25 protein-coding genes are annotated in these 22,296 nt (G+C 66.7%); 13 read left to right on the top strand and 12 right to left on the bottom strand.

The annotated features are described in order from the left end of the window. Positions 1-210 precede the first annotated feature (210 nt). A complete protein-coding gene (locus C995_RS0101560; RefSeq protein ID WP_018863258.1) occupies positions 211-747 on the top strand; it encodes a metallophosphoesterase family protein in 537 nt (178 codons plus the stop codon). Between the two features lie 128 nt (positions 748-875). Beyond that, the gene (locus C995_RS0101555; protein WP_018863257.1) at positions 876-1,481 is read left to right on the top strand and encodes a CBS domain-containing protein; all 606 of its coding nucleotides are present in this window, start codon (positions 876-878) and stop codon (positions 1,479-1,481) included. A 67-nt stretch (positions 1,482-1,548) separates the two neighbouring features. Here C995_RS0101555 and sat read toward each other — a convergent pair whose 3' ends face one another. Continuing rightward, on the bottom strand, positions 1,549-2,739 hold the full coding sequence (sat, locus tag C995_RS0101550; protein ID WP_018863256.1) for a sulfate adenylyltransferase: 1,191 nt from the start codon (positions 2,737-2,739) through the stop codon (positions 1,549-1,551). 572 nt (positions 2,740-3,311) lie between these two features. Between sat and C995_RS0101545 the strand changes: the two genes are divergently transcribed. The 6 genes from C995_RS0101545 to C995_RS14295 all read left to right on the top strand — a co-directional run bounded on the left by C995_RS0101545 (position 3,312) and on the right by C995_RS14295 (position 7,795). Further along, entirely contained in the window at positions 3,312-4,085 is a 774-nt protein-coding gene (locus C995_RS0101545) for a hypothetical protein (protein WP_018863255.1), read from the top strand. A gap of 39 nt (positions 4,086-4,124) precedes the next feature. Then, positions 4,125-4,604 carry an adenylyl-sulfate reductase subunit beta gene (gene aprB / locus C995_RS0101540; protein ID WP_038080533.1) on the top strand — a complete coding sequence of 160 codons (480 nt, stop codon included), beginning with the start codon at positions 4,125-4,127 and terminating at the stop codon, positions 4,602-4,604. After that, positions 4,604-6,502, top strand: a complete 1,899-nt coding sequence (gene aprA / locus C995_RS0101535) for an adenylyl-sulfate reductase subunit alpha (RefSeq protein WP_018863253.1) — start codon at positions 4,604-4,606, stop codon at positions 6,500-6,502. The genes aprB and aprA overlap by 1 nt, the downstream gene beginning before the upstream one ends. Before the next feature lie 156 nt (positions 6,503-6,658). Further along, the gene (locus tag C995_RS0101530; RefSeq protein WP_018863252.1) at positions 6,659-7,009 is read left to right on the top strand and encodes a hypothetical protein; all 351 of its coding nucleotides are present in this window, start codon (positions 6,659-6,661) and stop codon (positions 7,007-7,009) included. 16 nt (positions 7,010-7,025) lie between these two features. After that, positions 7,026-7,538, top strand: coding sequence for a peptidylprolyl isomerase (locus C995_RS0101525; protein ID WP_018863251.1), 513 nt, complete (start codon positions 7,026-7,028; stop codon positions 7,536-7,538). Positions 7,539-7,630: 92 nt separating this feature from the next. Next, the gene (locus C995_RS14295; RefSeq protein ID WP_018139797.1) at positions 7,631-7,795 is read left to right on the top strand and encodes a hypothetical protein; all 165 of its coding nucleotides are present in this window, start codon (positions 7,631-7,633) and stop codon (positions 7,793-7,795) included. Positions 7,796-7,976: 181 nt separating this feature from the next. Here the strand turns inward: C995_RS14295 and C995_RS0101515 are convergent, their stop codons facing one another. Together C995_RS0101515 and C995_RS0101510 are read right to left on the bottom strand one after the other, a co-directional pair. Next, positions 7,977-9,401, bottom strand: coding sequence for an AmpG family muropeptide MFS transporter (locus C995_RS0101515; protein ID WP_018863250.1), 1,425 nt, complete (start codon positions 9,399-9,401; stop codon positions 7,977-7,979). 18 nt (positions 9,402-9,419) lie between these two features. Then, entirely contained in the window at positions 9,420-10,193 is a 774-nt protein-coding gene (locus C995_RS0101510) for an exodeoxyribonuclease III (protein WP_255349338.1), read from the bottom strand. A gap of 103 nt (positions 10,194-10,296) precedes the next feature. Here C995_RS0101510 and pyrE point away from each other — a divergent pair, with 103 nt between their 5' ends. Continuing rightward, on the top strand, positions 10,297-10,932 hold the full coding sequence (pyrE, locus tag C995_RS0101505) for an orotate phosphoribosyltransferase (protein ID WP_018863248.1): 636 nt from the start codon (positions 10,297-10,299) through the stop codon (positions 10,930-10,932). A 5-nt stretch (positions 10,933-10,937) separates the two neighbouring features. Here pyrE and C995_RS0101500 read toward each other — a convergent pair whose 3' ends face one another. The 3 genes from C995_RS0101500 to C995_RS0101490 all read right to left on the bottom strand — a co-directional run bounded on the left by C995_RS0101500 (position 10,938) and on the right by C995_RS0101490 (position 13,813). Further along, on the bottom strand, positions 10,938-11,954 hold the full coding sequence (locus C995_RS0101500) for a LysM domain-containing protein (RefSeq protein WP_051075133.1): 1,017 nt from the start codon (positions 11,952-11,954) through the stop codon (positions 10,938-10,940). 2 nt (positions 11,955-11,956) lie between these two features. Then, on the bottom strand, positions 11,957-12,787 hold the full coding sequence (locus tag C995_RS0101495; protein ID WP_018863246.1) for a PP2C family serine/threonine-protein phosphatase: 831 nt from the start codon (positions 12,785-12,787) through the stop codon (positions 11,957-11,959). Positions 12,788-12,862: 75 nt separating this feature from the next. Beyond that, entirely contained in the window at positions 12,863-13,813 is a 951-nt protein-coding gene (locus tag C995_RS0101490; RefSeq protein ID WP_018863245.1) for a PDC sensor domain-containing protein, read from the bottom strand. Positions 13,814-13,948: 135 nt separating this feature from the next. Here C995_RS0101490 and C995_RS0101485 point away from each other — a divergent pair, with 135 nt between their 5' ends. After that, positions 13,949-14,452 (top strand): GNAT family N-acetyltransferase, encoded by a 504-nt coding sequence (locus C995_RS0101485; RefSeq protein ID WP_018863244.1) that lies wholly within the window; start codon positions 13,949-13,951, stop codon positions 14,450-14,452. A gap of 18 nt (positions 14,453-14,470) precedes the next feature. On the opposite strand, the gene C995_RS0101480 is transcribed toward C995_RS0101485, so the two are convergent. The 6 genes from C995_RS0101480 to C995_RS0101455 all read right to left on the bottom strand — a co-directional run bounded on the left by C995_RS0101480 (position 14,471) and on the right by C995_RS0101455 (position 19,721). Continuing rightward, positions 14,471-14,683: a hypothetical protein gene (locus C995_RS0101480; RefSeq protein ID WP_018863243.1), complete on the bottom strand. Its 213-nt coding sequence runs from the start codon at positions 14,681-14,683 to the stop codon at positions 14,471-14,473. A gap of 115 nt (positions 14,684-14,798) precedes the next feature. Beyond that, positions 14,799-15,803, bottom strand: coding sequence for a hydrogenase expression/formation protein HypE (gene hypE, locus C995_RS0101475; protein WP_018863242.1), 1,005 nt, complete (start codon positions 15,801-15,803; stop codon positions 14,799-14,801). After that, positions 15,800-16,888, bottom strand: a complete 1,089-nt coding sequence (gene hypD, locus C995_RS0101470; protein ID WP_018863241.1) for a hydrogenase formation protein HypD — start codon at positions 16,886-16,888, stop codon at positions 15,800-15,802. Before hypD ends, hypE begins: the two co-directional genes overlap by 4 nt. Continuing rightward, positions 16,885-17,139, bottom strand: coding sequence for a HypC/HybG/HupF family hydrogenase formation chaperone (locus C995_RS0101465; protein WP_018863240.1), 255 nt, complete (start codon positions 17,137-17,139; stop codon positions 16,885-16,887). The genes hypD and C995_RS0101465 overlap by 4 nt, the downstream gene beginning before the upstream one ends. Positions 17,140-17,142: 3 nt before the next feature. Continuing rightward, the gene (hypF, locus tag C995_RS0101460; protein WP_018863239.1) at positions 17,143-19,464 is read right to left on the bottom strand and encodes a carbamoyltransferase HypF; all 2,322 of its coding nucleotides are present in this window, start codon (positions 19,462-19,464) and stop codon (positions 17,143-17,145) included. Continuing rightward, the gene (locus tag C995_RS0101455; RefSeq protein WP_018863238.1) at positions 19,461-19,721 is read right to left on the bottom strand and encodes a hydrogenase maturation nickel metallochaperone HypA; all 261 of its coding nucleotides are present in this window, start codon (positions 19,719-19,721) and stop codon (positions 19,461-19,463) included. The genes hypF and C995_RS0101455 overlap by 4 nt, the downstream gene beginning before the upstream one ends. Before the next feature lie 201 nt (positions 19,722-19,922). Here C995_RS0101455 and C995_RS0101450 point away from each other — a divergent pair, with 201 nt between their 5' ends. From C995_RS0101450 to C995_RS0101440, 3 genes are all read left to right on the top strand, one after another. Beyond that, positions 19,923-20,240, top strand: a complete 318-nt coding sequence (locus C995_RS0101450; protein WP_018863237.1) for a hypothetical protein — start codon at positions 19,923-19,925, stop codon at positions 20,238-20,240. Between the two features lie 352 nt (positions 20,241-20,592). Then, entirely contained in the window at positions 20,593-21,009 is a 417-nt protein-coding gene (locus tag C995_RS0101445) for a CBS domain-containing protein (RefSeq protein ID WP_018863236.1), read from the top strand. 193 nt (positions 21,010-21,202) lie between these two features. Beyond that, the gene (locus C995_RS0101440; RefSeq protein ID WP_018863235.1) at positions 21,203-22,213 is read left to right on the top strand and encodes an MBL fold metallo-hydrolase; all 1,011 of its coding nucleotides are present in this window, start codon (positions 21,203-21,205) and stop codon (positions 22,211-22,213) included. Positions 22,214-22,296: the final 83 nt, after the last annotated feature.

Here is a 22,296-nt window from a genome sequence, read left to right as displayed (position 1 = left end):
TGATAGTTTAGACAATTACGATATACTTGCGTCCCCCTTTCTGCCGCCCGGGGTTACTCCCACTATGCAGTTCCGGGGGGTCCACCACAAGGCATTTCGGGCGCAATCTGTGCATCGATCTGGGGCCCGGATCCGGCGCAGACGTCGGGATGGTCGCGGCAGTGTTATCGTCTCGGGCCAGGAACCTGACAGCAGAGGCCCGCGAATCCGATGAAGGTATGCATTGTTTCCGACAGCCACGACCGCGGCCCGATGCTGGCCCGCGCGATCGAGGCCGGGATTGCCGAGGGCGCCGAGGCGGTCATCCACTGTGGCGACGTGATCGGCGGCAACACACTGCGGGCATCACTGAAGCTGGGTGTGCCGATCCACGCGGTGCATGGCAACAACCTGGGGGACCCGGTCGCGATCTCGCGCATCGCTCACCAGTCGAACGGCCTGCTGCACTACTACGGTCTGGATGCCACCATCACCCTGGGCGGTCGCCGCATCTTTGTTACGCACTACCCCCACTACGCCCACGCAATGGCCTGCACCGGGGACTACGATCTGGTGTGCTGCGGGCACAGCCACGAGACCGAGATCCGCCAGCAGCCGCATGTGCAGGACGGCTCCACCTGGGTCGTGAACCCTGGCACGGTCGCCGGTCTCGGCGCACCCGAGGCGACCTGGGCACTGGGGGATCTCGAAAGCATGTCGTTCGAAATCCGGCCAACGCCGGAAGAGGCTGCCGCGGGAGTCGAGTGACCCGTCAGGGTCCCTGAAGCCTTTCGAATGGTCCGGCTCTGTCCGGTGTTCGGTTCCGGCGGGACCCGCTTGTCAGCGCGTTCATCTCAGGGCATCGTCTAGGTTCCCACCCTGGATGGAGAAACGCGATGACCGCAGAATTTCCGCACAAGCCCCTGCCATCGAGCAAGGCGGCTCCCGGAACCGGGCTTCAGCAGGTAACCGACGAGGAACCGCGGGTCACGCTGGCCTCCTCGGCGCTCTGTGTGCTGACCGATTTCCGCCGCGTGCCGGTGGCCACGATCGGTCCCGACGCGACACTGAGTCAGGCGACGGAGCAGATGATTGCCAGGGGTGTGCGGCTGCTGATCGTGGTCGACGACGCGCGGCGTGTGCGCGGTCTGATTACGGCGCGCGACACGCAGGGGGAACGCCCGATCCAGATGGTCAACGAGCGTGGCTTGCGGCACGAGGACCTTCGGGTGCGTGACCTGATGGCGCCCCTGGAGGATGTGGACCTCCTGGACATGCAACGGGTGATGCAGGCCGACGTCGGTGACATCATCGCGACCCTGAAGGACTGGGGGCGTCAGCATGCGCTCGTCGGGCAGACCGATCCGGCGACCGGCGAGACCCACATCCGTGGCATGTTTTCGGCCACGCAAATTGGCCGTCAGCTGGGCGTGTCGGTGCAGACATTCGATGTCGCGCGGACCTTCGCCGAGATCCAGGCGGCCTTGTCGAAGGCCTACTGAATGCAAAACGGTGGCGGGTTTCCCCGCCATCGCTTCTCCTGGTGAACCGGGCCGCAGCCCGGTCCCGCTACTTGTTGATGCTCTGGTAGTAGTCCATCAGGATCTCCGCCACTTCCGGGCGCGAAAACTCGACCGGCGGCGCCTCGCCGCGGCCCAGCATCTCGCGCACCTTGGTGCCGGACAGGAGCACGAAGTCCTCCTTCGTGTGGTCGGGCGCGTCGCACATCATCACCACGCGGCCGAGCTTCTTCGAGAAGGCGGTGTGGTCCGCCTTGAAGATCTCGATCTCCAGCGCGTCGTCCGGGACCTCGGTGTCGAAGATGGTCTGGGCATCGAACGGCCCGTAGTAATCCCCGACCCCGGCATGGTCGCGCCCGATGATGAAGTGGGTCGCTCCCATGTTCTGTCGGAACAGCGCATGCAGCACGGCCTCGCGCGGTCCCGCGTAGAGCATGTCGAAGCCGTAGCCGGTGATCATTACGGTGTTCGGCGGGAAATACAGCTCGGCCATCTTGCGAATGGCGGCGTCGCGTACCGGGGCCGGGATGTCGCCGGGCTTCAGCTTGCCCAGCAGCATGTGGATCACCAGGCCATCGGCGTCCAGCTGCTCCAGCGCCATGCGGCACAGTTCCTCGTGGGCGCGGTGCATCGGGTTGCGGGTCTGGAAGGCCACGACCTTGTTCCAGCCGCGCTCGGCAATCTCGTTGCGGATCTCGACCGCGGTGCGGAAGGTGTCGGGGAAGTCATCCTGGAAGTAGGAGAAGTGGAGCACCTGAATAGGGCCCGATACGCAGACACGGCCCACGCTGTTGAAGGCGGCGACGCCGGGATGCTCCATATCGGTGGTGCCATAGACCTTCTCGGTCATGGTTGCCATCTGCTCGGGAGTGAATTCCTCGATGGCCTCGACTTCCTGAATCGCGAGCACCGGATTCCCTTCCATGTTGGGGTCGCGCAGGGCAATGCGCCGGGCCCCGCGGATGGCATCCGCGTTCTCCAGCAGGTTCACAATCGGGACCGGAAAGAACAGGCCGCTGGTGGTCCGCATGTTCTCCGCGCAACTCATCGCATCCGCGACATTCATGAAGCCGGTCAGTGGCGTGAAATAGCCGCCCCCCATCATCACGGCGTTGCCGGCGGCCGCGGAGCTGATCACCACGGAGGGAAGGGTTTCCGCCTCTTTCAACAGGGCGTGATGTTGTTCGGGGTCGTAGACAAACAGGGGCTTCAGGGTGTCTGCACCGTGCGGTTTGATCATGGGGCTTTATCTCCTGCCGACGCTGGATGTGGACTGCATGGGTTGGGCGGTCATGGCCGCCGGATGTCGTGCTCGGGTCGCATGCGATCAGCCGGCCGCGTGGTCGGTCGCAGTGCGAGTCGAACCCGAACGTAGCACAAGATAGTCCATAAAGCGCCGGGTTACTTGACCCCCTTTCAGCCTGTGTCGGCACAAAGAAACTTTCATGGGCGGTCTCGAAGTGGCTCGGACCGGGGCTCTGGGCCAGGCCTGGATTTCGTCATCGGGATGCCCGCCGCAATGGGCTTGGCGACGCAAAAAGGCCGCGTACCAAAGCTTTCGAAACCGAGGCCGGCTCAGGGTGGATTTCCGGTACCGAATAAAGCGGGGGTTGACGCCATAGATTAGCGTTTCCCTAAATTAGCATATCGACCCATTCATTCGGCTTATGTCGCGGCAAGCAAGTTTGATTTGAAGCGCAAGATCGATTTATCACAGACTCGGTGGGCCAATTGGACATGTTGAGGAGGCCTGACGCCGTGATCACTAGTAATCCCTTTGCCGAACTGGCTGCGTTTATTCCACCAGCCGCAATGCAGTGGTATGTCGTGCTCATGGTCATCCTGGTGGCTGCTGGCACGATCCTCGACATGATGCACAAGAGGAGTGCCACGTATTTCTTCGAGAACGCCAAGAAAGCGGAAAAGAATGCGACCCGCACCGTGAGCGGTGGCGAGAAATTCTCGCTGGCGATGCAGACCATTGGGAAAGAGGTCATCACCTCCGGTGAATTCAAGAATCCGAAGCGCCGCGCCTCCCACCTCTTCACCATGTGGGGCTTTATCGTTTTCGTCGTCTCCTCCGCCGTGCTCATCTTTAGCTACCCGACCGAGCCGGCCGCCGGTGTGTGGGGGCTGCTGTGGCACCTGGGCGCCCTGTCACTCGCCTTTGGTGGGTACTGGTTCTGGTTCTTCATTCGCGTCGATGTGAATTGCGAAGGTCGCCGCTGGTATCAGCTGGTCCGTGCCGACTTGTTCATCGTGTCGCTGCTGGGAATGTCGACGTTCGCCATCCTGTGGTCGCTGACCCAGGGCACCGCCCTCGGCTGGCTGTTCTTCGCGCTGTTCCTCGCGGCCACCACGACCCTGTTTGCGACGGTCTACTGGTCCAAGTTCGCGCACATGTTCTTCAAGCCCGCTGCGGCTTATCAGAAGCGCCTTACCCGGGCTGATGGTTCCGCCGAGAACCTCCCGACCCTCACGCGCGACGACCCCGAGCAGCAACAGCGCCACTCGATGGAGCTGCTGCGCGACGCGCCGATGGACATGGGGAAGGGTATCCAGCGTGAAGAGCCCAACCACTACTAAAGCCATTTACCCGAACATCAGCATCGATCGAGGATTACCATGCCAACTTTCGTATACATGACCCGTTGCGATGGCTGTGGGTACTGCGTGGACATCTGCCCGTCAGACATCATGCATATCGACGAAACCACCCGTCGCGCCTACAACATCGAACCCAACATGTGCTGGGAATGCTATTCCTGCGTGAAGGCCTGCCCGCACCACGCCATTGACGTACGTGGCTACGCGGACTTTGCGCCACTGGGCCACAGCGTGCGTGTCGACCGCGACGAAGAGCGCGGCACCATCGCCTGGAGGATCAAGTTCCGCGATGGCCGGGAAAAGAATTTCCTGTCGCCGATTACCACCAAGCCCTGGGGCAAGCACATCCCGCAACTGGCCGACGTGCCTGGGCCGGACAAGTCGATGCGGGACAGCCAGCTGCTGTTCAACGAGCCCAAGTACATCCGCATGGATGAGGGGGATCTGCACACGCTTGAGGCCGCCGGCCTCAAACTGAAAGAAGGGGTGTACTACTGATGGCCTACAAGACAATCGTCGAAGACAACATCGACATCTTGGTTTGTGGCGCCGGCCTGGGCGGCACGGGCGCCGCCTGGGAAGCCCGGTTCTGGGGGCAGGACAAGAAGGTGGTGATTGCCGAAAAGGCCAACATCGACCGCTCCGGTGCGGTCGCCCAGGGCCTGTACGCGATCAACTGCTACATGGGCACACGCTGGGGCGAGAACAACCCCGAGGACCACGTGCGCTACGCCCGTATCGACCTGATGGGCATGGTGCGCGAGGACCTGCTGTTCGACATGGCGCGCCACGTGGACTCCACCGTGCACCAGTTCGAGGAGTGGGGCCTGCCGCTGATGCGCGACCCGAAGACGGGCGCCTACCAGCGTGAGGGTCGCTGGCAGATCATGATCCACGGCGAGTCCTACAAGCCGATCGTGGCCGAGGCCGCCAAGAAGTCCGCCGACACGATCTACAACCGCATCTGTGTCACCCATCTGCTGATGGACGAGTCCAAGGAAAACCGGGTGGCCGGTGCCGTGGGCTTCAATGTGCGCACCGGCAACTACCACGTTTTCAAGTCGAAGACGGTAATCGTCGCCGCGGGTGGCGCCTCGATGATCTTCAAGCCGCGGTCGGTTGGTGAAGGTGCCGGTCGCGTCTGGTACGCGCCCTGGTCTTCCGGCTCGGCCTACGGCCTGTTGATCAATGCCGGCGCCAAGATGACCCAGATGGAAAACCGTATCGTGCTGGCCCGCTTTAAGGATGGTTACGGTCCCGTCGGCGCCTACTTCCTGCACCTGAAGACGCGTACGCAGAACTGCAACGGCGAAGAGTACGAGTCCAAGTGGTGGCCGCAGCTGCAGGAGATGGTCGGCAAGGAATACCTGGATCCGGAAGTCTCCCACCGGACCCACCGGCCGATCCCGACCTGCCTGCGCAACCATGCATTCCTCAACGAAGTGAATGCCGGCCGCGGCCCGATCCATATGGTCACCATGGAGGCCTTCCAGGATCCGCACCTCGAAGAGGTGGGCTGGGAGAACTTCCTCGGCATGACCGTCGGTCAGGCCGTGCTGTGGGCGGCCACCGATGTGGACCCCAAGAACGAAAACCCCGAGCTGACCACTTCGGAGCCCTACGTGATGGGTTCGCACGCCACGGGCTGTGGTGCCTGGTGCTCCGGTCCGGAGGATGTCTCCCCGCCCGAATACTTCTGGGGCTACAACCGCATGACCAGTGTCGAAGGCCTTTTCGGGGCGGGCGACGCCGTGGGCGGGACGCCGCATGCGTTCTCCTCCGGCTCGTTCACCGAGGGTCGCCTGGCCGCGAAGGCCGCTTGCAAGTACATCGACGATGGCAAGGCCGACGGCATCCGTGTCTCCGATTCGCAGATCAACAAGCGCAAGGAAGAGATCTACAAGCCGCTCGAGCACTACAAGATCTACAGCAACGAAGTTGTTGCCGGTTCGGTCAACCCGAACTACATCAACCCGCGCCAGGGTCTTGACCGCCTGCAGAAGCTGATGGACGAATACTGCGGTGGTGTGACGGTCAGCTACATGACCAACGAGAAGCTGCTCAACATCGGCCTGAAGAAGATGCATATCCTCGAAGAAGATCTGGAAAAGCTGGCGGCGGAGGACATCCACGAGCTGCTGCGTGCCTGGGAGTTGAAGCACCGCGTGCGCACGGCCGAGAGCGTCTTCCACCACACGCTGTTCCGGAAGGAAACCCGCTGGCCGGGGTACTACTACCGCGGCGACTACATGAAGCTCGACGACAAGAACTGGCATCATTTGACCGTTTCTCGTCGTGACCCGAACACGGGCGAGTACACCATGGAGAAGGCGCCGTGCTATCACCTGGTCGACAAGGACGAGGCCCCGGCCGAACCCGAGAAAGAGGAAGCCTAGGGTGCTAACGTGGCGGGGTCGGTCGCGGCCCCGCCAACAAGCAAGGAAGTCGCGATGGCCGGTGCGTGCGCGCATTGGCCTGCTCTTTCAACCGCCACACCTGAGGGTTTCAAGATGACCAGTGCAGCTGAAGCACAGACACTGCCGGAGACCTCGATGAACATCATCGACCACTCCGACGAGGAGATCCTGGAGATCGCCCACCCCATGTGGAGCGACCTGATCAAGTACTCGAATAAGGGCCAGTACGGTAAGTTCGTCCGCCGGTTCTCCTATCATCTGCTGTTCGGCCTTAATGAGGTTGAGGTGGGCAAGCAGTTCGCCCAGAGCGAGCTGACCCGCAACCTGAGCGAGGATTGGGATTACCTCGGCATCATTCGTCGTGGCGAACACGTGACCGTCCTGTATCGCGTGCGCAGCACGATAAAGGAAGGGGAGTGGCTCGGCCGGATGGTCCTCGGTTACGAGGAAGGCGAGGTACGCATCTTCGGTGCGTCCATTTTCTGAGATTGCGGGACTTTGAATGACAGATGTAATCAAGGACAACAAGTACGTCGAACTGAACTATCAGGTGATCGACGAGAAAACCGGCCAGGTCCTGACCGAGGTCGAATTCCCGCTGGGGTACGTGCACGGCGTCAACGAGGTCCTGTCGCCCCAGGTGATGGGCGAGCTGGAGGGCAAGGCGCAGGGTGAGACCATCGAGGTCCCCATCGACTGCAACGCGCTCTATGGCCCGCGCGACGAATCCCTGGTGATTACCGAGGCGATCGAGAACGTGCCGGAGGAATACCGCAAGGTCGGTACGGCGATCCTGATGGAAAACGACCGCGGCCAGACCAAGAGCTTTCTGGTCACGCGGATGGACGAGAAGAGCATTACCATCGACGGTAACAATCCCCTTTGCGGCCGACAGGTGATTTTCAAGCTGAATGTATTGCTGGTGCGTGACGCCTCCGATGAAGAGATCGCGCATGGTGGCAAGGTGGAGTCGGGCCCGGAGATCGACAGCGGACGCGCGGTGCCCATCGAATGAGGGGGCCGGTTCGCCCGGCCCGTCAGTAAGTCGGGGGAGCGAGGCGAGAGCTCTCCACCCCCTCTTTTTCATCGAAGCGAGGTGAACGAAACATGAGCCAGGATACCGAGAAGAAACATCCGCAGGTCCCGGATGGCAAGTCGCGTTATCTCGTGACCCGTCAGATGCCGCCCAACGAGAAGGGCTTTGTCGGTTACGAGACGATCTGGGAGTCCTTCCAGAAAGAGGCCGAGTACCAGACGCCGAAGCGTCCCTGAACCCAGGGTGCCTTTGATGGCCGTGCCTCTTTCTGAAGGGGTACGGCGCATGCGTCCGCCCGCGATGCTCTTCGCTGGCGGACGTTTGTTTTTTTACCCCCCGGATGACGGGAGCTCCCGGCCTGCGCACGCGTGATCCCTGGGTTTGTCGACGATCTTTCGTGATGACCATCCCCGGACGCTAGCGCGTGGGTTCGGACTCCTCGTGCGGCTCCTGGAATTCCCGGGGACGGCCCGGCTGGGCCATGTGGTCGGGGTTGGCCCAGCGCATTAGCGCGAGGGCCAGCAGGATGGTGGGGATGCCGATGAGGGCGGAGCTGACGAAGAACCAGAACCAGCCCAGGTGCTCGGCGAACACCCCGGTAAAGCCGGCCAGGAACTGACCCGGAAGGGTCATGATCGAGCTGAACAGGGCGTACTGCGTGGCAGTGTAGGCAGAGTTGGTCAGGCTGGAGAGATAGGCGATGAATACCGAGATCGCCATCCCGCCGGCAAGGTTGTCCGCCATGATCGCGAATATCAGGCCGTAGATTTCCGGCCCCAGCGTCGCCAGCCAGGAGAAGGTCAGGTTGGTCGCGGGGGCCAGGATGGCAGTGGCGATCAGCATGCGCATGATGCCGAAACGCACCACCAGCAGCCCGCCCAGGGCGGCCCCCGTCAGGGTCATTGCCAGGCCGAAGGCCGCGGCGATGTTCGCGATCTCGTCCTTGGTGAAGCCCAGGTCGAGATAGAACGGGTTGGCCATCACCCCCATGAAGATGTCGCTGATGCGGAAGATCGCGATGAACGCGATTACCACCAGGGCGATCCGTCCGAAGCGTTGCCAGAAATCCACGAACGGGCAGATGACGGCCCCGATAAACCAGGCCTTGAAGGCGCGCCAGAGCCCGGTGTCGGCGGTGTTGTTGATGTAGTGCACTACGCGCTCTTCCAGCTGCGCGGTGTTTGCGTCACGCGGGGCGACTTCCGGCTCGCGCACGATCAGGGTGCAGACGACCCCGACCAGCATCAGCGTCGCCATCGCCGCATAGGAAAGGCTCCAGCTGCCGGCAGCCGCGATATGCAGTGCCCCGGCCCCGGCGGTCAGCAACGCGACCCGGTAGCCGAACACATAGGCTGCGGCCATTGCACCCTGGCGTTCCTGGCTGACCGCCTCGATACGGTAGGCGTCGATCGCGATGTCCTGGGTCGCCGCGCCAAAGGCGGTCAGTACCGCCCAGACCGCGACCAGCCAGAGCTGTTCGGTGGGATCGGTGAAGGCAATCCCGAACAGTCCCAGCATGATGGTCGCCTGCGCCGCCAGCATCCACGCGCGCCGCCGCCCGAAGATCCGGGTCAGCAGCGGGAGTGGCATCCGGTCCACGATCGGGGCCCACAGCACCTTGATGCTGTAGGCCATGCCCACCCAGGAGAGGAACCCAATGGAGGCGAGTTCGACGCCGAGATCGCGGAGCCAGGCGGTGAAGGTGCCGCCGGTCAGCAGTAGTGGAAGCCCGGCGGCAAAGCCGAGAAACAGCATGCCCACCACCCGCGGGTGACGGTAGACGGCCAGGGCCGCGCGCCAGTCGCGGTGCGGGCGGTTCTGCGACTCGGCGGCCGTGCTCATGCGGGGCCCGGAGAGGGTTCAGGGCGTGTAGTCATAGTCGATCCAGAACGGGGCGTGATCGGAGTAGCGATCGTCCGTATGGATGTACGGATTCCGGGCGGTCTCCGCAATACCGGGAGTGGCGATCTGGTAGTCGATGCGCCAGCCCACGTTCTTTGCCCAGGCCTGCCCCCGGTTGGACCACCAGGTGTACTGCTCGGGGCGGTCGTCCAGTCGCCGGAACACGTCCACCATCCCGATCTCGTCAAACAGGTGATCCAGCCAGGCGCGCTCCTCGGGCAGGAACCCGGAGTTCTTCTGGTTGGATTTCCAGTTGCGCAGGTCGATCTCCCTGTGGGCGATGTTCCAGTCACCGCAGATCACCCACTCGCGCCCGTCCTGCATGCGTTCGGCCAGCCACGGCCGGAAGAAGTCCAGGAACCGCCATTTGGAATCCTGCCGGTGGTCCCCCGAGGAGCCCGAGGGCAGGTAGAGCGACACCACGGAGAGGTTTCCGAAGCGCATCTCCACGTAGCGGCCCTCGTTGTCCGCCTCCTCGAAGCCAATGCGCGTGATCACCTCGTCCGGCTGGCGCCGGCTGTACAGGGCGACCCCGCTGTAGCCGGGCTTGACCGCGTCCACATAGGCGCAGTGGTAGCCGGGGGGATGGAAGGGCTCGCCTTGAATCTGGTGGATCTGGGCCTTGGTCTCCTGGATGCAGACCACGTCGGCCTCGGTCGTCGGGAGCCAGTCGAAGAAGCCCTTGCGGGCGGCGGCACGGATGCCGTTGGCGTTCATCGAGAGTATGCGCATGGCCGGGAACGATACCGGCGCGCGCGCGTGCAGAAAAGGGCCGGCATGATGAATCCAGCCGCGCCTGTGTCAGAATACGGCGTTTTCCGACGGAGCCCTCGCGATGACCGCTCATGCCTTTCTCGACTACGCCCTGGAACGCGACGTGCTGCGCTTTGGCGAGTTCACCCTCAAGTCGGGGCGGGTCAGCCCGTATTTCTTCAATGCCGGGCTGTTCAACCGGGGCTCCGATCTCGTGCGCCTGGGCGAGTTCTACGCGCAGGCCATCGTCGATTCCGGGGTCGCCTTCGACCTGGTCTTTGGTCCGGCGTACAAGGGCATCCCGCTGGCCGCGGCCGTCACCGAGGCGCTGTACCGCGATCACGACATGGACCGTCCCTGGGCCTTCAACCGCAAGGAGGCCAAGGACCACGGCGAGGGCGGCAACATCGTGGGGGCGCCGCTGGCCGGGCGTGTGCTGATCGTCGACGACGTGATCACCGCCGGCACCGCCATCCGTGAATCGGTGGAGCTGATCCGCGCGGCGGGCGCCACGCCGGTGGCGGTGGCCATTGCCCTGGATCGCGAAGAGCGCGGCCGCGGCGAGCGATCGGCGATTCAGGAGGTCGAGGACGACCTGGGCCTGGAGGTCGTGCGCGTCGCTCGGCTTGGGGATCTGGTGCAGATGCTGGAGCAGACCGGCCGCGCCCCCGAGCACCTCGAGGCGCTACGCGCCTACCGCGCCGAATACGGGGTCTGACCGGCTCAGGAGGCGTCTTCTTCCGAACGTCCCAGCCGCTCCAGTCGGCGCTGCAGTTCCAGGGCCCGCAGGCGGTATCCGCGTGCGGCCTCGAACTCGGGGTCCAGCTCCAGCGCCTCGTCCCACAGGGCGATCGCCTCTTCCAGATCCTGGTTGCGGTAGCGGCGGATTGCCGCCGAATGCAGCTCCTCCTTGCGCTTGTCGCGCAACTCCCCCCGTGCCTCCCGGGCGTCGTCCAGCTCGGGGTCGGCCTCCAGCGCCCGCCCGTAGGCCGCCACTGCGGCCTCGGTGTCGCCCGCATCGCGGGCCTCGTCCCCGCGCTGCCCCCAGTAGCGACTGGTCGCTTCTCGTTCCAGCTCTTCGAGTCGCTGCGCGTGAAGACCGTTGTCGGTCAGCGCACCTGCCTGCCGGACCCCGTCGCGCGCGTCCTCGTACCGCCCCGCCTCCAGGTCGGCCTCGATCGCGCGCAGGTAGGCCTCCTCGTCATCCCCTCCGCCAAGGGCCGCCAGTTGCTCGTCGAGTCCCTCCGCATCGTCGGCGGACGCCTCGCGCGCGGCGGTCTCCGGTATGCGCAGGCGCTGGCCGGCCAACAGCCGCGACGGGCGCTCGATATCGTTGTAACGCGCAAGGATCAGGAAGCGATTGGCATCACCCAGGTACCGCCGGGCCAGCTGGCCCAGTGTCTCGCCCGGCTCCACCGTGTGAGAAAAGTGGGCCGAACCGAGCTCGTCGCGCGGCTCCGCATCCAGCTGCGCGCGCAGGCTGCGCGCGACCCGGTGACCGGGCTCGCCCTCCAGGAACCGGTCCAGGGCCGGGTCCGCCCGTTCGATGTCCCCTTCCTGCAGGGCCTCGATGATCTCCGCGATGGTCAGGTCTTCCGCCGGCGCGGGGCCTTCTGCAGCGGCTTCTTCTGACACCTCGGGTGCCTCGGTGACCGGCTCTTTGTCTTCTACTTCCAGCATTGCGCAGCCGGTCAGCAGGGCGACAAGGGGCAGCGCTGCCCCGACAACACGACGTGCCATGTTCAGTCCACAGGCCAGAAGAGGATTGCCAGTACGGCGAGCAGGAGCAGGGCCCCCAGCAGCATCGGGCGGACAGCGGCGTGCAGGTGGCGGTGGCCCGGCGAGGCGATGCCCTGCGCGCGCCAGGCCGCTATGGCCACATTGTCGCCATGCGTGCCACCCCGTTGCGCCGCGCGGGCGGCGGCCCTCATGCAGGCCGCCTGAAGATCCGACTGGTTCAGCCACCGAGCGCTTTCCTCCGGACCCAGCTGTTCCCAGTACCCATCGGAGCACAACAGGAAGCGGCTATCGGGTGTCAGCGGGGCCTCGCCATGGTCCACCCGTATCGGGTCGACCACCCCCAGGGCCTGCAGGAGCTGGTTCTGTTCCGGGTGGGTCGCCATGTCTTCTTCGCGGATCTTGCCGGCATCCACCAGCGCCTGCACCCGGGTGTGGTCCCGCGTGCGGGTGATCAGGCGCTCCCCTTCGAAATGATACAGACGGCTGTCACCGCAGTGGGCCCACCAGGCCCGCTGCGGCCCGGCATACAGCGCGACCAGCGTGGTCCCGGGCTGGTCGCCGGGTGCCGCGCCGGGTTTGTGCAGGGCGGCGTGGGTCTCGCGAAAGAGGCGTTCCAGGAGCGCCGCCGGGCCCTCCGGGCGACCGCCGCATTCGTTCCACAGGCGCTCGGCGGTGGCGATGGCCGTGTGCGCGGCCTGTGCGCCGCCCGCATGCCCGCCCATCCCGTCCGCGACGACCATCAATGCGCACCGGGTATCCGGACAGGTCCATACACCGACCGCGTCCTGCTGCTCGCGCCGCCCGCCGATCTCCGTGGCTGTTGCGGTCTCCATCCCCTGTCTCCGCGCCGGGTTCCAAGCCCATCATGGCCCAGGCGGTGGGTCGCTGTCAGTGCGCCCGGCGTTTCTTTACCCGGTCGCCCCGATCCAGAAGTCGATGGAGCGGCCGAGGAAGTCGTCCCAGGTCATGTAGTGGGAGCCGTCGCAGGAAAAGGTCAGGCTGACCATCCCGTTGAACAGGTTCACGGAGGCCGAGCGAAGGTAGATGGTCTCGTCGGCGAAACGCAGCGCCTTCAGCCCCTGCAGTACGCGGCCAACGGCCTCCTTCGGGATAAGGGCCTCTTCCGGATATGGCTCGTGAGGGAAGGCGAGGCAGACATCCGGATCGGCCAGCGATTCGTGCGTCAGGATGCGGTAGCGGTAGGGGTCCTCGGTGGTCCAGAGCGTCGCCCGCGAACTGGAAAAGTGGAACACCCCCTGGAACACGCCGCGCTCGGTGAACAGTTCCTCGATGATGGCCAGCGCGGTGTCCATGTTCTGGTCCATCAGGCTCTCGGTACGGCTTTGCAGGAACAGCGTGCCGCGGATGGACGGGTCACCCTTGATCTGGCGCCACTCGCTGGGTTCCTCGTAGAGGTCCTCCGACAGGTCCGGCAGGTTGCGCAGGTCGAAGTCCGCGCCGAGGAATCCGAGTGCCGTGCCGTTTTCGTCGCGCACCAACTGCAAAGCGGTCAGCGACGGGCGCCGACCGAGCAGGCTGATGTAGGCCTCCGACAGCAGGAAACCCTCGGCCGGCACCGCCTCCTTCATGTACGGGCGTTGCGACCGGTCGCGGCCGAAGTGTTCCGGCAGCACGCCACTGCGCGAGATGTTGTCGGACAGCTGGATGCCCTCGGTATTCAGTGCATACACGAAGGTGGCCTCGGGGATCTGCCGGATCGCCTCCTCCAGGATCGAGTCCAGCGCCTCGCGTTGTGGCCAGGCCGTGCTCAGGCGGGCTGAGATTTCGGCCAGCGGCTCCTGCAGCCGGGCCTCAAGGTACTCGCGCTGGTGCTCGATGGCTTTTTTCAGTTCCGTCATGGTGCGCTGTCGTCTCTTTTCGGTGCGGCGTGATTATCCCCGATCGGACATGTCGGTGTCGTGAAGCGGGTCCGGCTGGCACTACGGCCCCTTCCCGTGGTCCCAGCAGGAACCGTGCCGAGCCAGGAGATTTCCATGACCGTCAGCTCTGTCCAGCGTTCGGACCTGCGCCCCGCCTGTCGCGAGGACCTGGAGGCGATCAATCAGCTGGTTGCCGAGGCGATCGAGGACTGGCCGCTACCGGACCGGGTACGCCGACTGGCTCTGCCGGCCTATCGCTACACCGAGGCCGATCTGATGTTCCTGAGCGCCGTCGTGTATGAGGGGGCCGGACAGGTGGTCGGTGTGGCGACCTGGGAGTCCGCCGAGGCGCGGGAGCTGTCCGATGGAGAGGTCACGGGCCTGCTGCTGCACGGCCTGTACGTGGCCCGCACTGCCCGTGGTACGGGTGTCGGGCGGCAACTGGTGGCGGCCTGCCAGGAGGCCGCCCGCGCCGCGGGTGCTGACGGGGTGCTGGTCAAGGCGCAGACCTCGGCGGCCGGCTTTTTCGCCCGGGTCGGCTTCCAGTCGGTGCCGGTACGCGACCGGGACCGGGACTTCGAGCAGCGCTACTGGTGGCCGGTCGAAGCCGGCGCGTGAACGCGCGGGGCGTCTGGATCAGTCCTGGCGGTCGTCACGGCGTCGGCGGCGCAGCCACCAGCCGGCAATCCCCCCGCCGACGACGGCGAGCAATACCAGCCCTGCCACATGTTCCGGGGCGCTCAGGTAGTGCAGCAGAGAGAAGCCGTCGCCATGGCCGTGCCCCGGGTGGGCGAGGGCGGGGCCGCTGGCGAGCGCGAGGACTGCGGGAATCAACGGGCGCATCGACATCGTGGGTTCCTCCTGACTGAACCGTAAGTTTCACCATAACGCCCAGCGGGCGCCGCCGCCATGCCCGTCATCCCGTATCGCCGTGAGCAGTTCATCGGGCGGTTTCCGTGGTTCCTTAGCAGATGCGGGGCAACTGCTCGCCGGCCGGCAGGATCACGCGGCGTTCAACGTCGGTCGCGAGACGTCGTATGACTGCGGGTTCGCCCGCCTCGGCTTGGCCGATGGCGAGGGCGCCGGCCGTCTCCGGTCGTGACCGCAGCACGCTCAGGGCGTGTTCGGTCGCCGGTTCCGGCACGGCGGCCAGGAAGCGGCCCTCCGCGGCGCTGTGCAGCGGGTCCAGCCCGAGGATCTCGCAGGCCCCGCGCACGTCCGCGCGCACCGGGATGGCCGCATCGTCCAGCACCAGGCGGCAGCCCGAGGCGTCCGCCAGTTCCTGCAGCGCGGCCACTGCGCCGCCGCGGGTGGGGTCGCGCAGGGCATGCACGGGCACGTCGGCCGCCAGCAGCGCGGCTACGGCCCCGGAGACCGGGGCGCTGTCGCTGGGGATCGGCGGGTCCAGTCCCAGGCCCTCGCGCGCGGCCAGGATGGCGACGCCGTGGCGGCCCAGATCGCCGCTGGCCAGCAGCACGTCGCCGGGCTGGATCGCATCCGGCGCGATCCGCACCCCCTCCGGCACGATGCCCACCCCGCTGGTGTTGAGGTAGGCCCCGTCGCCGCGCCCGGCCTCGACCACCTTGGTATCGCCGGCCACCACCTGCACACCACATTCTTCGGCGGCCGCCCTTACGGAGGCGAGGATGCGCCGCAGGTCCTCCAGGGGCAGCCCCTCCTCGAGGATCAGTCCCAGTGTCAGCCACAGCGGCCGCGCCCCGGCCATCGCCAGGTCGTTGACCGTGCCGTGCACCGCGAGGCGGCCGATATCGCCGCCGGGAAAGAACAGCGGGCGCACCACGAAGCTGTCGGTGGTCATGGCCAGGCGTCCGTCCGTTGCGTCGAGCACGGCCGCATCGGGGGCGCCGCGGGCCGGGGTGCCCAGTGCCGGAAGGATCAACTCGTCCAGCAGCTTCGCCTGCAGTCGGCCCCCGCCGCCATGCGCCAGGCGGACTACCTCGGTGGTCATGCCCCGTCCCGGTAGTGCAGGTAGGCGGCACAGGCCCCCTCGGAGGACACCATCGGCGCGCCCAGCGGGGTGTCCGGGGTGCACTCGCGGCCGAAGGCCGGGCAGTCAGTCGGGCGGCGCAGTCCGCGCAGGACCTCGCCGGCGATGCAGGGCCCGTCCTCGCCGGTTGCGGGCGGCGCGACCCCGAAGCGCTCGACGGCATCGAAGCGGGCGTAGGCCGGGCGCAGGCCCAGCCCGCTGGCGGGCAGGCGGCCCATGCCGCGCCACTCGCGTTCCACCGGCTCGAACACGCGGGTGACCGCCTCGCGCGCGGCCGCGTTGCCGTCCTCGCGGGCGGCCCGGTCGTAGCGGTTCTCGACCCGGGCCTCGCCGCGTTCCAGCTGCTCCACGCAGGCCCGGATTCCGGCCAGCAGGTCCACCGGCTCGAAGCCCGTTACCACGATGGGCACCCGAAAATGTTCGGCGATCGCCTGGTAGGCCGCGGCACCCTCCACGGTGCAGACATGACCGGCGGCCAGAAAGCCCTGGATGCGGTGGTCCGGGTCCTTCAGCAGGGCCTCCATCGCCGGCGGCACCAGCGAGTGCGAGACCAGCAGCGACAGGTTGGACAGCCTCAGGGCCTCGGCCTGCAGCACCGCGATCGCGGCGGCCGGGGCGGTGGTTTCGAAGCCCACCGCCAGCAGCACCACCTCGCGCTGCGGGTGTTCGCGCGCCAGTGCGACCGCATCCAGCGGCGAGTAGATCACGCGCACATCCCCGCCGGCCGCGCGCGCGCCATTCAGGTCGCCCAGCGCGCCGGGTACGCGCAGCATGTCGCCGAAGGTGCACAGCATCACCTCCGGGCGGCGGGTCAGCAGCACGGCCTGGTCCAGGGTCTCGGTCGGGGTCACGCAGACCGGGCAGCCGGGGCCGTGGAGCAGCTCGACCGCGTCCGCCAGCAGGTCGTCCAGCCCGTGGCGCAGGATCGCGTGGGTCTGGCCGCCGCAGACCTCCATCAGCGTCCAGCGCCGGGTGCAGGCCGCACGGATGGCCTCGACCTGCTGCAGGATCAGCGCCGGGTCGCGGTATTCGTCCAGGTGCCTCACGGACCCTCCGGGGCGGGCGGCGCGTGCTCGGGGATCGCGCGCAGCGCGGCCAGGGTGCGTTCGGCCGCGGCCTCGTCGATGGTGGCGATCGCGATGCCGGCATGTACCAGCACGTAGTCGCCGGGCCCGGCCTCCGGGGTGCAGGCGAGCGACACCGTGCGCGCAACCCCGCCGAATCGGACCTGCGCCTGGCGGAACAGTGGGTCGTCGCCCTCCACCGAGTCGATAAGGCCGGGGATCGCAAGGCACATGGGTCAGTATCCTCCTTCCGGTCGGGCCGGGTGCGCGGCGCGGCGCGCGATCACCGCCTGGCCCAGGGCCAGTCCGCCATCGTTGGGCGGCACGGCCCGTGGCCACAGCGGTTGAAAGCCGGCGTCGCGCAGGCCCGCCACGCAGCATTGCAGCAGATGCCGATTCTGGAAGCATCCGCCGGTCAATGCCACGGTCTCGCGTTCGCCCGCCTGGGCAGCGGCCACCGCGAACCGCGCCAGTGCGACATGCAGCTGCGCGGCGATCACCCCGGGGGCGGCACCGGCCCCCTGCGCGGCCAGCAGGGCGGCGATCAGCGGGCCCCAGTCCGCCTGCCAGGGCATGGCGGAGTCCGGCACGAGATCCGGGCCATCCACCGTCCCCGGTGCGGCCTCTGCCGCCTGCTGCACAAGCATCGCGGCCTGCCCCTCGAAGCCGGCGCCGGCGCCGGTGCGCAGTCCGGTCAGGGCCGCCACCGCATCGAACAGCCGCCCGACGCTGCTGGTCCAGGGCGCATTGACCCCGCGATCCAGGGCGCGGAGCAGCGGTGGCCACTCGGCATCGCCAAACAGCGCCCGGGCCGGGCTGGCCGCCAGGGCCGCCGTATCGCCCGCGAAGTGCGCATGCAGCAGCCCCAGCAGCGCGCGGCGCGGCTCGCGGATCGCGGCCTCGCCCCCCGGCAGGCGGAACGGGCGCAGGTGACCCAGACGCTGCCAGCCACCATCGGCGTCCACGGTCAGGCACTCGCCCCCCCACAGTGTCCCGTCCGTACCCAGCCCCGCGCCATCCCAGACCAGCGCCAGGGCCGGGTCCTGTACCCCGTGCTCGGCCAGACAGGCCACGGCATGGGCGTGGTGGTGCTGCACGGGGAAGACCGGCATGCCCGGGCCCTCGGCCAGTGCCGTGGAGGCATAGTCCGGGTGCCGGTCGCAGGCGATGCGTTCGATCTGCGCGCCGCAGAGCCCGGCCAGCGCACGGGCCTCGGCGTCGAGGCGGCGCAGGGCCGCATCGCTGTCGAGGTCGCCGACATGGGCGCCGACCACGACCTCGCGGTTCAGGGCCAGCGCCGGTGCCGCCTTCAGATGGCCGCCCAGCGCCAGCGTGAGCGGGCCGGGCTGCCCCATCGGGATACGAAGGGGCATGGTTCCCCGTCCCAGGCGCAGACACTGCGGCTGTCCGGCCGCGATCTGGAACACGCTGTCGTCCAGCGGCCGCGCAATCGGACGGTCGTGGTCGAGGATGGCATCCGCGATCCCGCCCAGGCGGGCCACGGCCTCCTCGCCGGAGATACAAAGCGGCTCGCCACTGCGGTTGCCGGAGGTGCAGACCAGCGGGACGCCGAGCGCGTCCAGCAGCAGCTGGTGCAGGGGCGTGGCCGACCGCATCAGCCCGAGGCGGTTCAGCCCCGGGGCGATGTTCCCGGCCAGCGGCGCATCAATCTTGCGACCCAGGAGCACGATCGGGGCCTCCGGGGCATCCAGCAGTCCCCGTTCCGCATCGGATACATGGGCCAGACAATCCAGCCAGTCGCCGTCCGGCAGCAGCACCGCCAGCGGCTTTTCCGGGCGCTGCTTGCGTGCGCGCAGGCGGGCAACCGCGGACTCGCGGGTGGCGTCCGTCAGCAGCTGGAATCCGCCCGGGCCCTTCAGGGCCAGGATGTGCCCCGCGCGCAGGGTCGCCACGGCGGCTTCCAGTGCCGCATCATCGGTGGCCTGTTCGGCGCCGTCCGGCGCACGCAGTACCAGCCGGGGTCCGCAGTCCGGGCAGGCCATGGCCTCCGCATGGAAACGCCGATCCCCGGGGTTCTCGAACTCCGCCCGACAGGCCGGGCACAGCGGGAAGTCGTGAAGGGTGGTGTGGGCGCGCGCCCAGGGCAGCGCCGTGACAATGCTCCAGCGCGGCCCGCAGGCCGTGCAGGCGGTAAACGGATAGTGGTAACGCCGCGCCGCCGGATCGCGGATCTCGGCCAGGCAGTCGGGACAGGGTGCACGGTCCGGGGCCAGGGCCGGGGCACCACCCCGGTTCGGCCCCGCAGTGATTCGGAAGCCGCTCTCGCCGGTGGGGGCCCCGGAGGTGACGGAAATGTCATCGATACGCGCGGCCACCGGCGCCTCTTGCACGAGTCCCGTACGAAACGTATCCAGGCGGGCCGCGTCCCCTTCGGCCTCGATCACCACGCCCTCGGGTGTGTTGCCGACCGTGCCGGCCAGGGCCAGGCGCTGCGCCAGCGCCGCGACGAATGGCCGGAAGCCCACGCCCTGCACCCGGCCGGCAACGAGCAGGCGCCAGCGCTCCCGCGCCGGGGTGCGTGTCGCGGCCGTATTCACGCCACGTCCAGGCTCCGCAGCAGGATCTGTTGGGCCTCGGGGTGGGTCTCGTCGTCGGAGGTCTCCACCTCCAGCTCGGCGCCTTCGGCCAGCGTGCCGCGGGTGCCGTCCTCGAAGTGCTCGCGGAAATGCTCCGGCGTGATATGCGACAAAGCACCCAGCCATACCCGCACCCGGGTCACCCGCTCGGCGTTGTTGTCCGCGGCCACCTGTTCGATCTTGCGCATCAGGTCGGCCATCAACGAAAACTCGTGCATCTCGACTCCTTGGGTTCGGTGCGTCAGTGCAGTCCGTTTCAGCCCCAAGCTTCCTCCAACCCGGGGGCGCGCTCAACCGCCTGCGCGCGGATGTTTTCCGCGCCCTGCTTTTCGGTGCCCCGCATGGCGTCTCTGGTGCGGCTGCCCGTCGTGCGCGAGGCTGTGTATCCAGGTGACAGACCCCTTCCGCCGGAGACGCCCATGCACATCCACCTCGATACCCCGGACCTGATGACCCGCGTGCGCCTTGAATCCCGCTGGCGCTCGGCCGGGGCCGCAGTCACCAGTGGCGATGGGATCGAGCACCCCGATCTGGTGGTGATCGACCTGGCGGCCCGCGGCGTGGACACCGTGGCCATCTGGCGCGAACGCTGTCCCGATGCCTCCATCCTGGCCTTCGGCCCGCACGTGGAAGGCGCGATGCTCAAGGCCGCCCGCCAGGCGGGTGCCGACGACGTCGTCGTCCGTGGAAAGGTTGCCGATCGTGTGCTCAAACGGATTGAGGAACGCCAGCCGTAATGGCCCTGCCGTCAGCCCACAGGAAGCAGATGGGTCGCCCCCTCCGTGTTGAGCCAGGGGCAAGATTCTGGGCCCACCATAGTGCCAGGAACATTGCCTGCGATCCTCCTGGAAAGGCTTGTCTTGTATCTTCACCGCCTTCGGTGGGCCTCGCCCCGAGAGCCGTTCGCAGGGGTGTCCTTTGTGCTCTGCCCCCAGGAATCGTCGGTCGAATTGTGGTGGTCGACTCAATCGGTTTCGTAGGGCGTACCCCGTTCCTCCCCTTTGCCCGGATCATTAGATTATTGGCCCCGCAAGAGCTGTAACCCTTTGCTATATAGGTGAATGAACTTCCTGCAACGAGGGCAAGGCGATGCACGTCAAATCAGCGATGCACACTGGAGTGGAGTGGTGCGCTCCGGATACCCCGATCGTCGAGATCGCAAAGCTGCTCCGCGAGAAGGACATTGGTGCAGTCCCCATAGGCGAGAACGACCGCTTGATCGGCATGCTGACCGACCGCGACATCGTCTGTCGCGGCATCGCCGAAGGCAAAGAGGTTGCGTCCCTCACGGCGCGCGATGTCATGACCTCCGGGATCATCTACTGCTTCGAGGACGATGAACTCGAGCACGCCGTACACCTCATGGAGGAGCGCGAGATCCGTCGCTTGCCCGTCATGAACAAGGACAAGCGGATGGTCGGCATGCTGTCCCTGGGCGATATCTCCCACTCGGCGCCTCACGAGCTTTGCGGCGAGTTTGCGGCTGCGGTTTCCGCGCACCACTAAGCCCCATACGTGCCGAGAAAGTGTGTCGGGCGGACCAGGCGGTGACCGCGCTTGCGGGTCCCTGTGGCCGCAAACGGCTATGCCGCTGGTCCCGGTAATCAGCGGCAACCAAGCGGTCTGGCGAGATGGGTGGACTAGAATGGAACCATGATGCCCGAAGTCCTCCCGGGGCCATCCACGAGGTCGATCGCCGGTGACGCCACTGTTCCATCCGCATCTGATCAACGGCCCCTGTGGCGACCCGGCCCTCTATATCGACTTCCTGTTCCAGCGCCGCGCGCTGATGTTCGACCTCGGCGAGTTGAGTGCTCTGCCCCCGCGCCGTGCGCTGCGGTTGTCGGATGTGTTCATTTCGCACGCTCACATGGACCACTTCATCGGCTTCGATACCCTGCTGCGGCTGCTGCTCGGGCGCGATGCACACCTGCGGCTGCACGGCCCACCGGGCCTGATCGAGCATGCTGGCCACCACCTGCAGGGCTACACCTGGAACCTGCTGCACAACTACACCACCGAACTGGTGTTTGAAGTCAGTGAGTTCACCGCAGACGGTCGCCATGCCCGCGCCCGGTTTCGTTCCGGCGACAACTTCCGCCGCCAGGATGTCGCCCCGCCGGCATTTGCCGGCGGGGTGTTACTCGACGAACCGGGTTTTCGCATCCGCGCGGCACAGCTGGATCACGGCATCCCCTGTCTCGGCTTCATGCTGGAGGAAAAGACCCACATCAATGTCTGGCGCAACCGGCTGGACGCCCTCGGCCTGCCGACCGGGCCGTGGCTCGCGCACCTGAAGCGCCTGGTTCGGGAGGAGGCGACCGACGACACCCCGGTGGAAATCGCCTGGCACGACCGCCACGGCGAGCACCGGCGCGAGCTGCCGCTCGGCTACCTGCGTCAGGAGGTGCTGCAGGAAACACGCGGGCAGAAGATCGCCTACGTCACCGATGTCGCCTTCCATGAGGCCAACCGCCGCGCCATCGTGGCACTGGCCCGCGGCGCCGACCTGTTCTACATCGAGGCCCCATTTCTCGATGCCGCTGCCCCTCGAGCAGCGGCCACCGCCCACCTGACTGCGCGCCAGGCCGGGCGGCTGGCCCGCGAGGCTGGTGTGCGGCGGGTCATTCCTTTCCATTTCTCGCCGCGCCACAGTGGAGACGAGCCTGTCCTGGAAGCCGAAGTCCTCGCGGCCTTCGATGGTTACTGACGTGCGCTAGGGCCCCTGTCTGTCGCCCGCGGGTCACTGTGGCCCGATCATCGCCGGGCCGCTTCTTGCCCCGCCAACGGAGC

It is taken from the genome of Thioalkalivibrio sp. ARh3, from assembly GCF_000377265.1.
GTDB classification, from domain to species: domain Bacteria; phylum Pseudomonadota; class Gammaproteobacteria; order Ectothiorhodospirales; family Ectothiorhodospiraceae; genus Thioalkalivibrio; species Thioalkalivibrio thiocyanoxidans.
Note: the sequence above shows the minus strand (reverse complement) of the source record. Positions and strands in the feature narration are given on the sequence as shown.

Bases quoted from the DNA above. Each gene is read 5' to 3' on its own strand.
- C995_RS0101530 (WP_018863252.1), top strand. From the start codon at position 6,659: ATGAACATCATCGACCACTCCGACGAGGAGATCCTGGAGATCGCCCAC.
- C995_RS0101490 (WP_018863245.1), bottom strand. From the start codon at position 13,813: ATGACGGAACTGAAAAAAGCCATCGAGCACCAGCGCGAGTACCTTGAG.
- sat (WP_018863256.1), bottom strand. From the start codon at position 2,739: ATGATCAAACCGCACGGTGCAGACACCCTGAAGCCCCTGTTTGTCTAC.
- pyrE (WP_018863248.1), top strand. From the start codon at position 10,297: ATGACCGCTCATGCCTTTCTCGACTACGCCCTGGAACGCGACGTGCTG.
- C995_RS0101510 (WP_255349338.1), bottom strand. From the start codon at position 10,193: ATGCGCATACTCTCGATGAACGCCAACGGCATCCGTGCCGCCGCCCGC.
- C995_RS0101525 (WP_018863251.1), top strand. From the start codon at position 7,026: ATGACAGATGTAATCAAGGACAACAAGTACGTCGAACTGAACTATCAG.
- C995_RS0101555 (WP_018863257.1), top strand. From the start codon at position 876: ATGACCGCAGAATTTCCGCACAAGCCCCTGCCATCGAGCAAGGCGGCT.
- C995_RS0101545 (WP_018863255.1), top strand. From the start codon at position 3,312: ATGCAGTGGTATGTCGTGCTCATGGTCATCCTGGTGGCTGCTGGCACG.
- C995_RS14295 (WP_018139797.1), top strand. From the start codon at position 7,631: ATGAGCCAGGATACCGAGAAGAAACATCCGCAGGTCCCGGATGGCAAG.
- C995_RS0101480 (WP_018863243.1), bottom strand. From the start codon at position 14,683: ATGTCGATGCGCCCGTTGATTCCCGCAGTCCTCGCGCTCGCCAGCGGC.
- C995_RS0101450 (WP_018863237.1), top strand. From the start codon at position 19,923: ATGCACATCCACCTCGATACCCCGGACCTGATGACCCGCGTGCGCCTT.
- aprB (WP_038080533.1), top strand. From the start codon at position 4,125: ATGCCAACTTTCGTATACATGACCCGTTGCGATGGCTGTGGGTACTGC.
- C995_RS0101495 (WP_018863246.1), bottom strand. From the start codon at position 12,787: ATGGAGACCGCAACAGCCACGGAGATCGGCGGGCGGCGCGAGCAGCAG.
- C995_RS0101445 (WP_018863236.1), top strand. From the start codon at position 20,593: ATGCACGTCAAATCAGCGATGCACACTGGAGTGGAGTGGTGCGCTCCG.
- hypE (WP_018863242.1), bottom strand. From the start codon at position 15,803: ATGACCACCGAGGTAGTCCGCCTGGCGCATGGCGGCGGGGGCCGACTG.
- C995_RS0101515 (WP_018863250.1), bottom strand. From the start codon at position 9,401: ATGAGCACGGCCGCCGAGTCGCAGAACCGCCCGCACCGCGACTGGCGC.
- C995_RS0101500 (WP_051075133.1), bottom strand. From the start codon at position 11,954: ATGGCACGTCGTGTTGTCGGGGCAGCGCTGCCCCTTGTCGCCCTGCTG.
- C995_RS0101485 (WP_018863244.1), top strand. From the start codon at position 13,949: ATGACCGTCAGCTCTGTCCAGCGTTCGGACCTGCGCCCCGCCTGTCGC.
- C995_RS0101560 (WP_018863258.1), top strand. From the start codon at position 211: ATGAAGGTATGCATTGTTTCCGACAGCCACGACCGCGGCCCGATGCTG.
- C995_RS0101455 (WP_018863238.1), bottom strand. From the start codon at position 19,721: ATGCACGAGTTTTCGTTGATGGCCGACCTGATGCGCAAGATCGAACAG.
- aprA (WP_018863253.1), top strand. From the start codon at position 4,604: ATGGCCTACAAGACAATCGTCGAAGACAACATCGACATCTTGGTTTGT.
- C995_RS0101465 (WP_018863240.1), bottom strand. From the start codon at position 17,139: ATGTGCCTTGCGATCCCCGGCCTTATCGACTCGGTGGAGGGCGACGAC.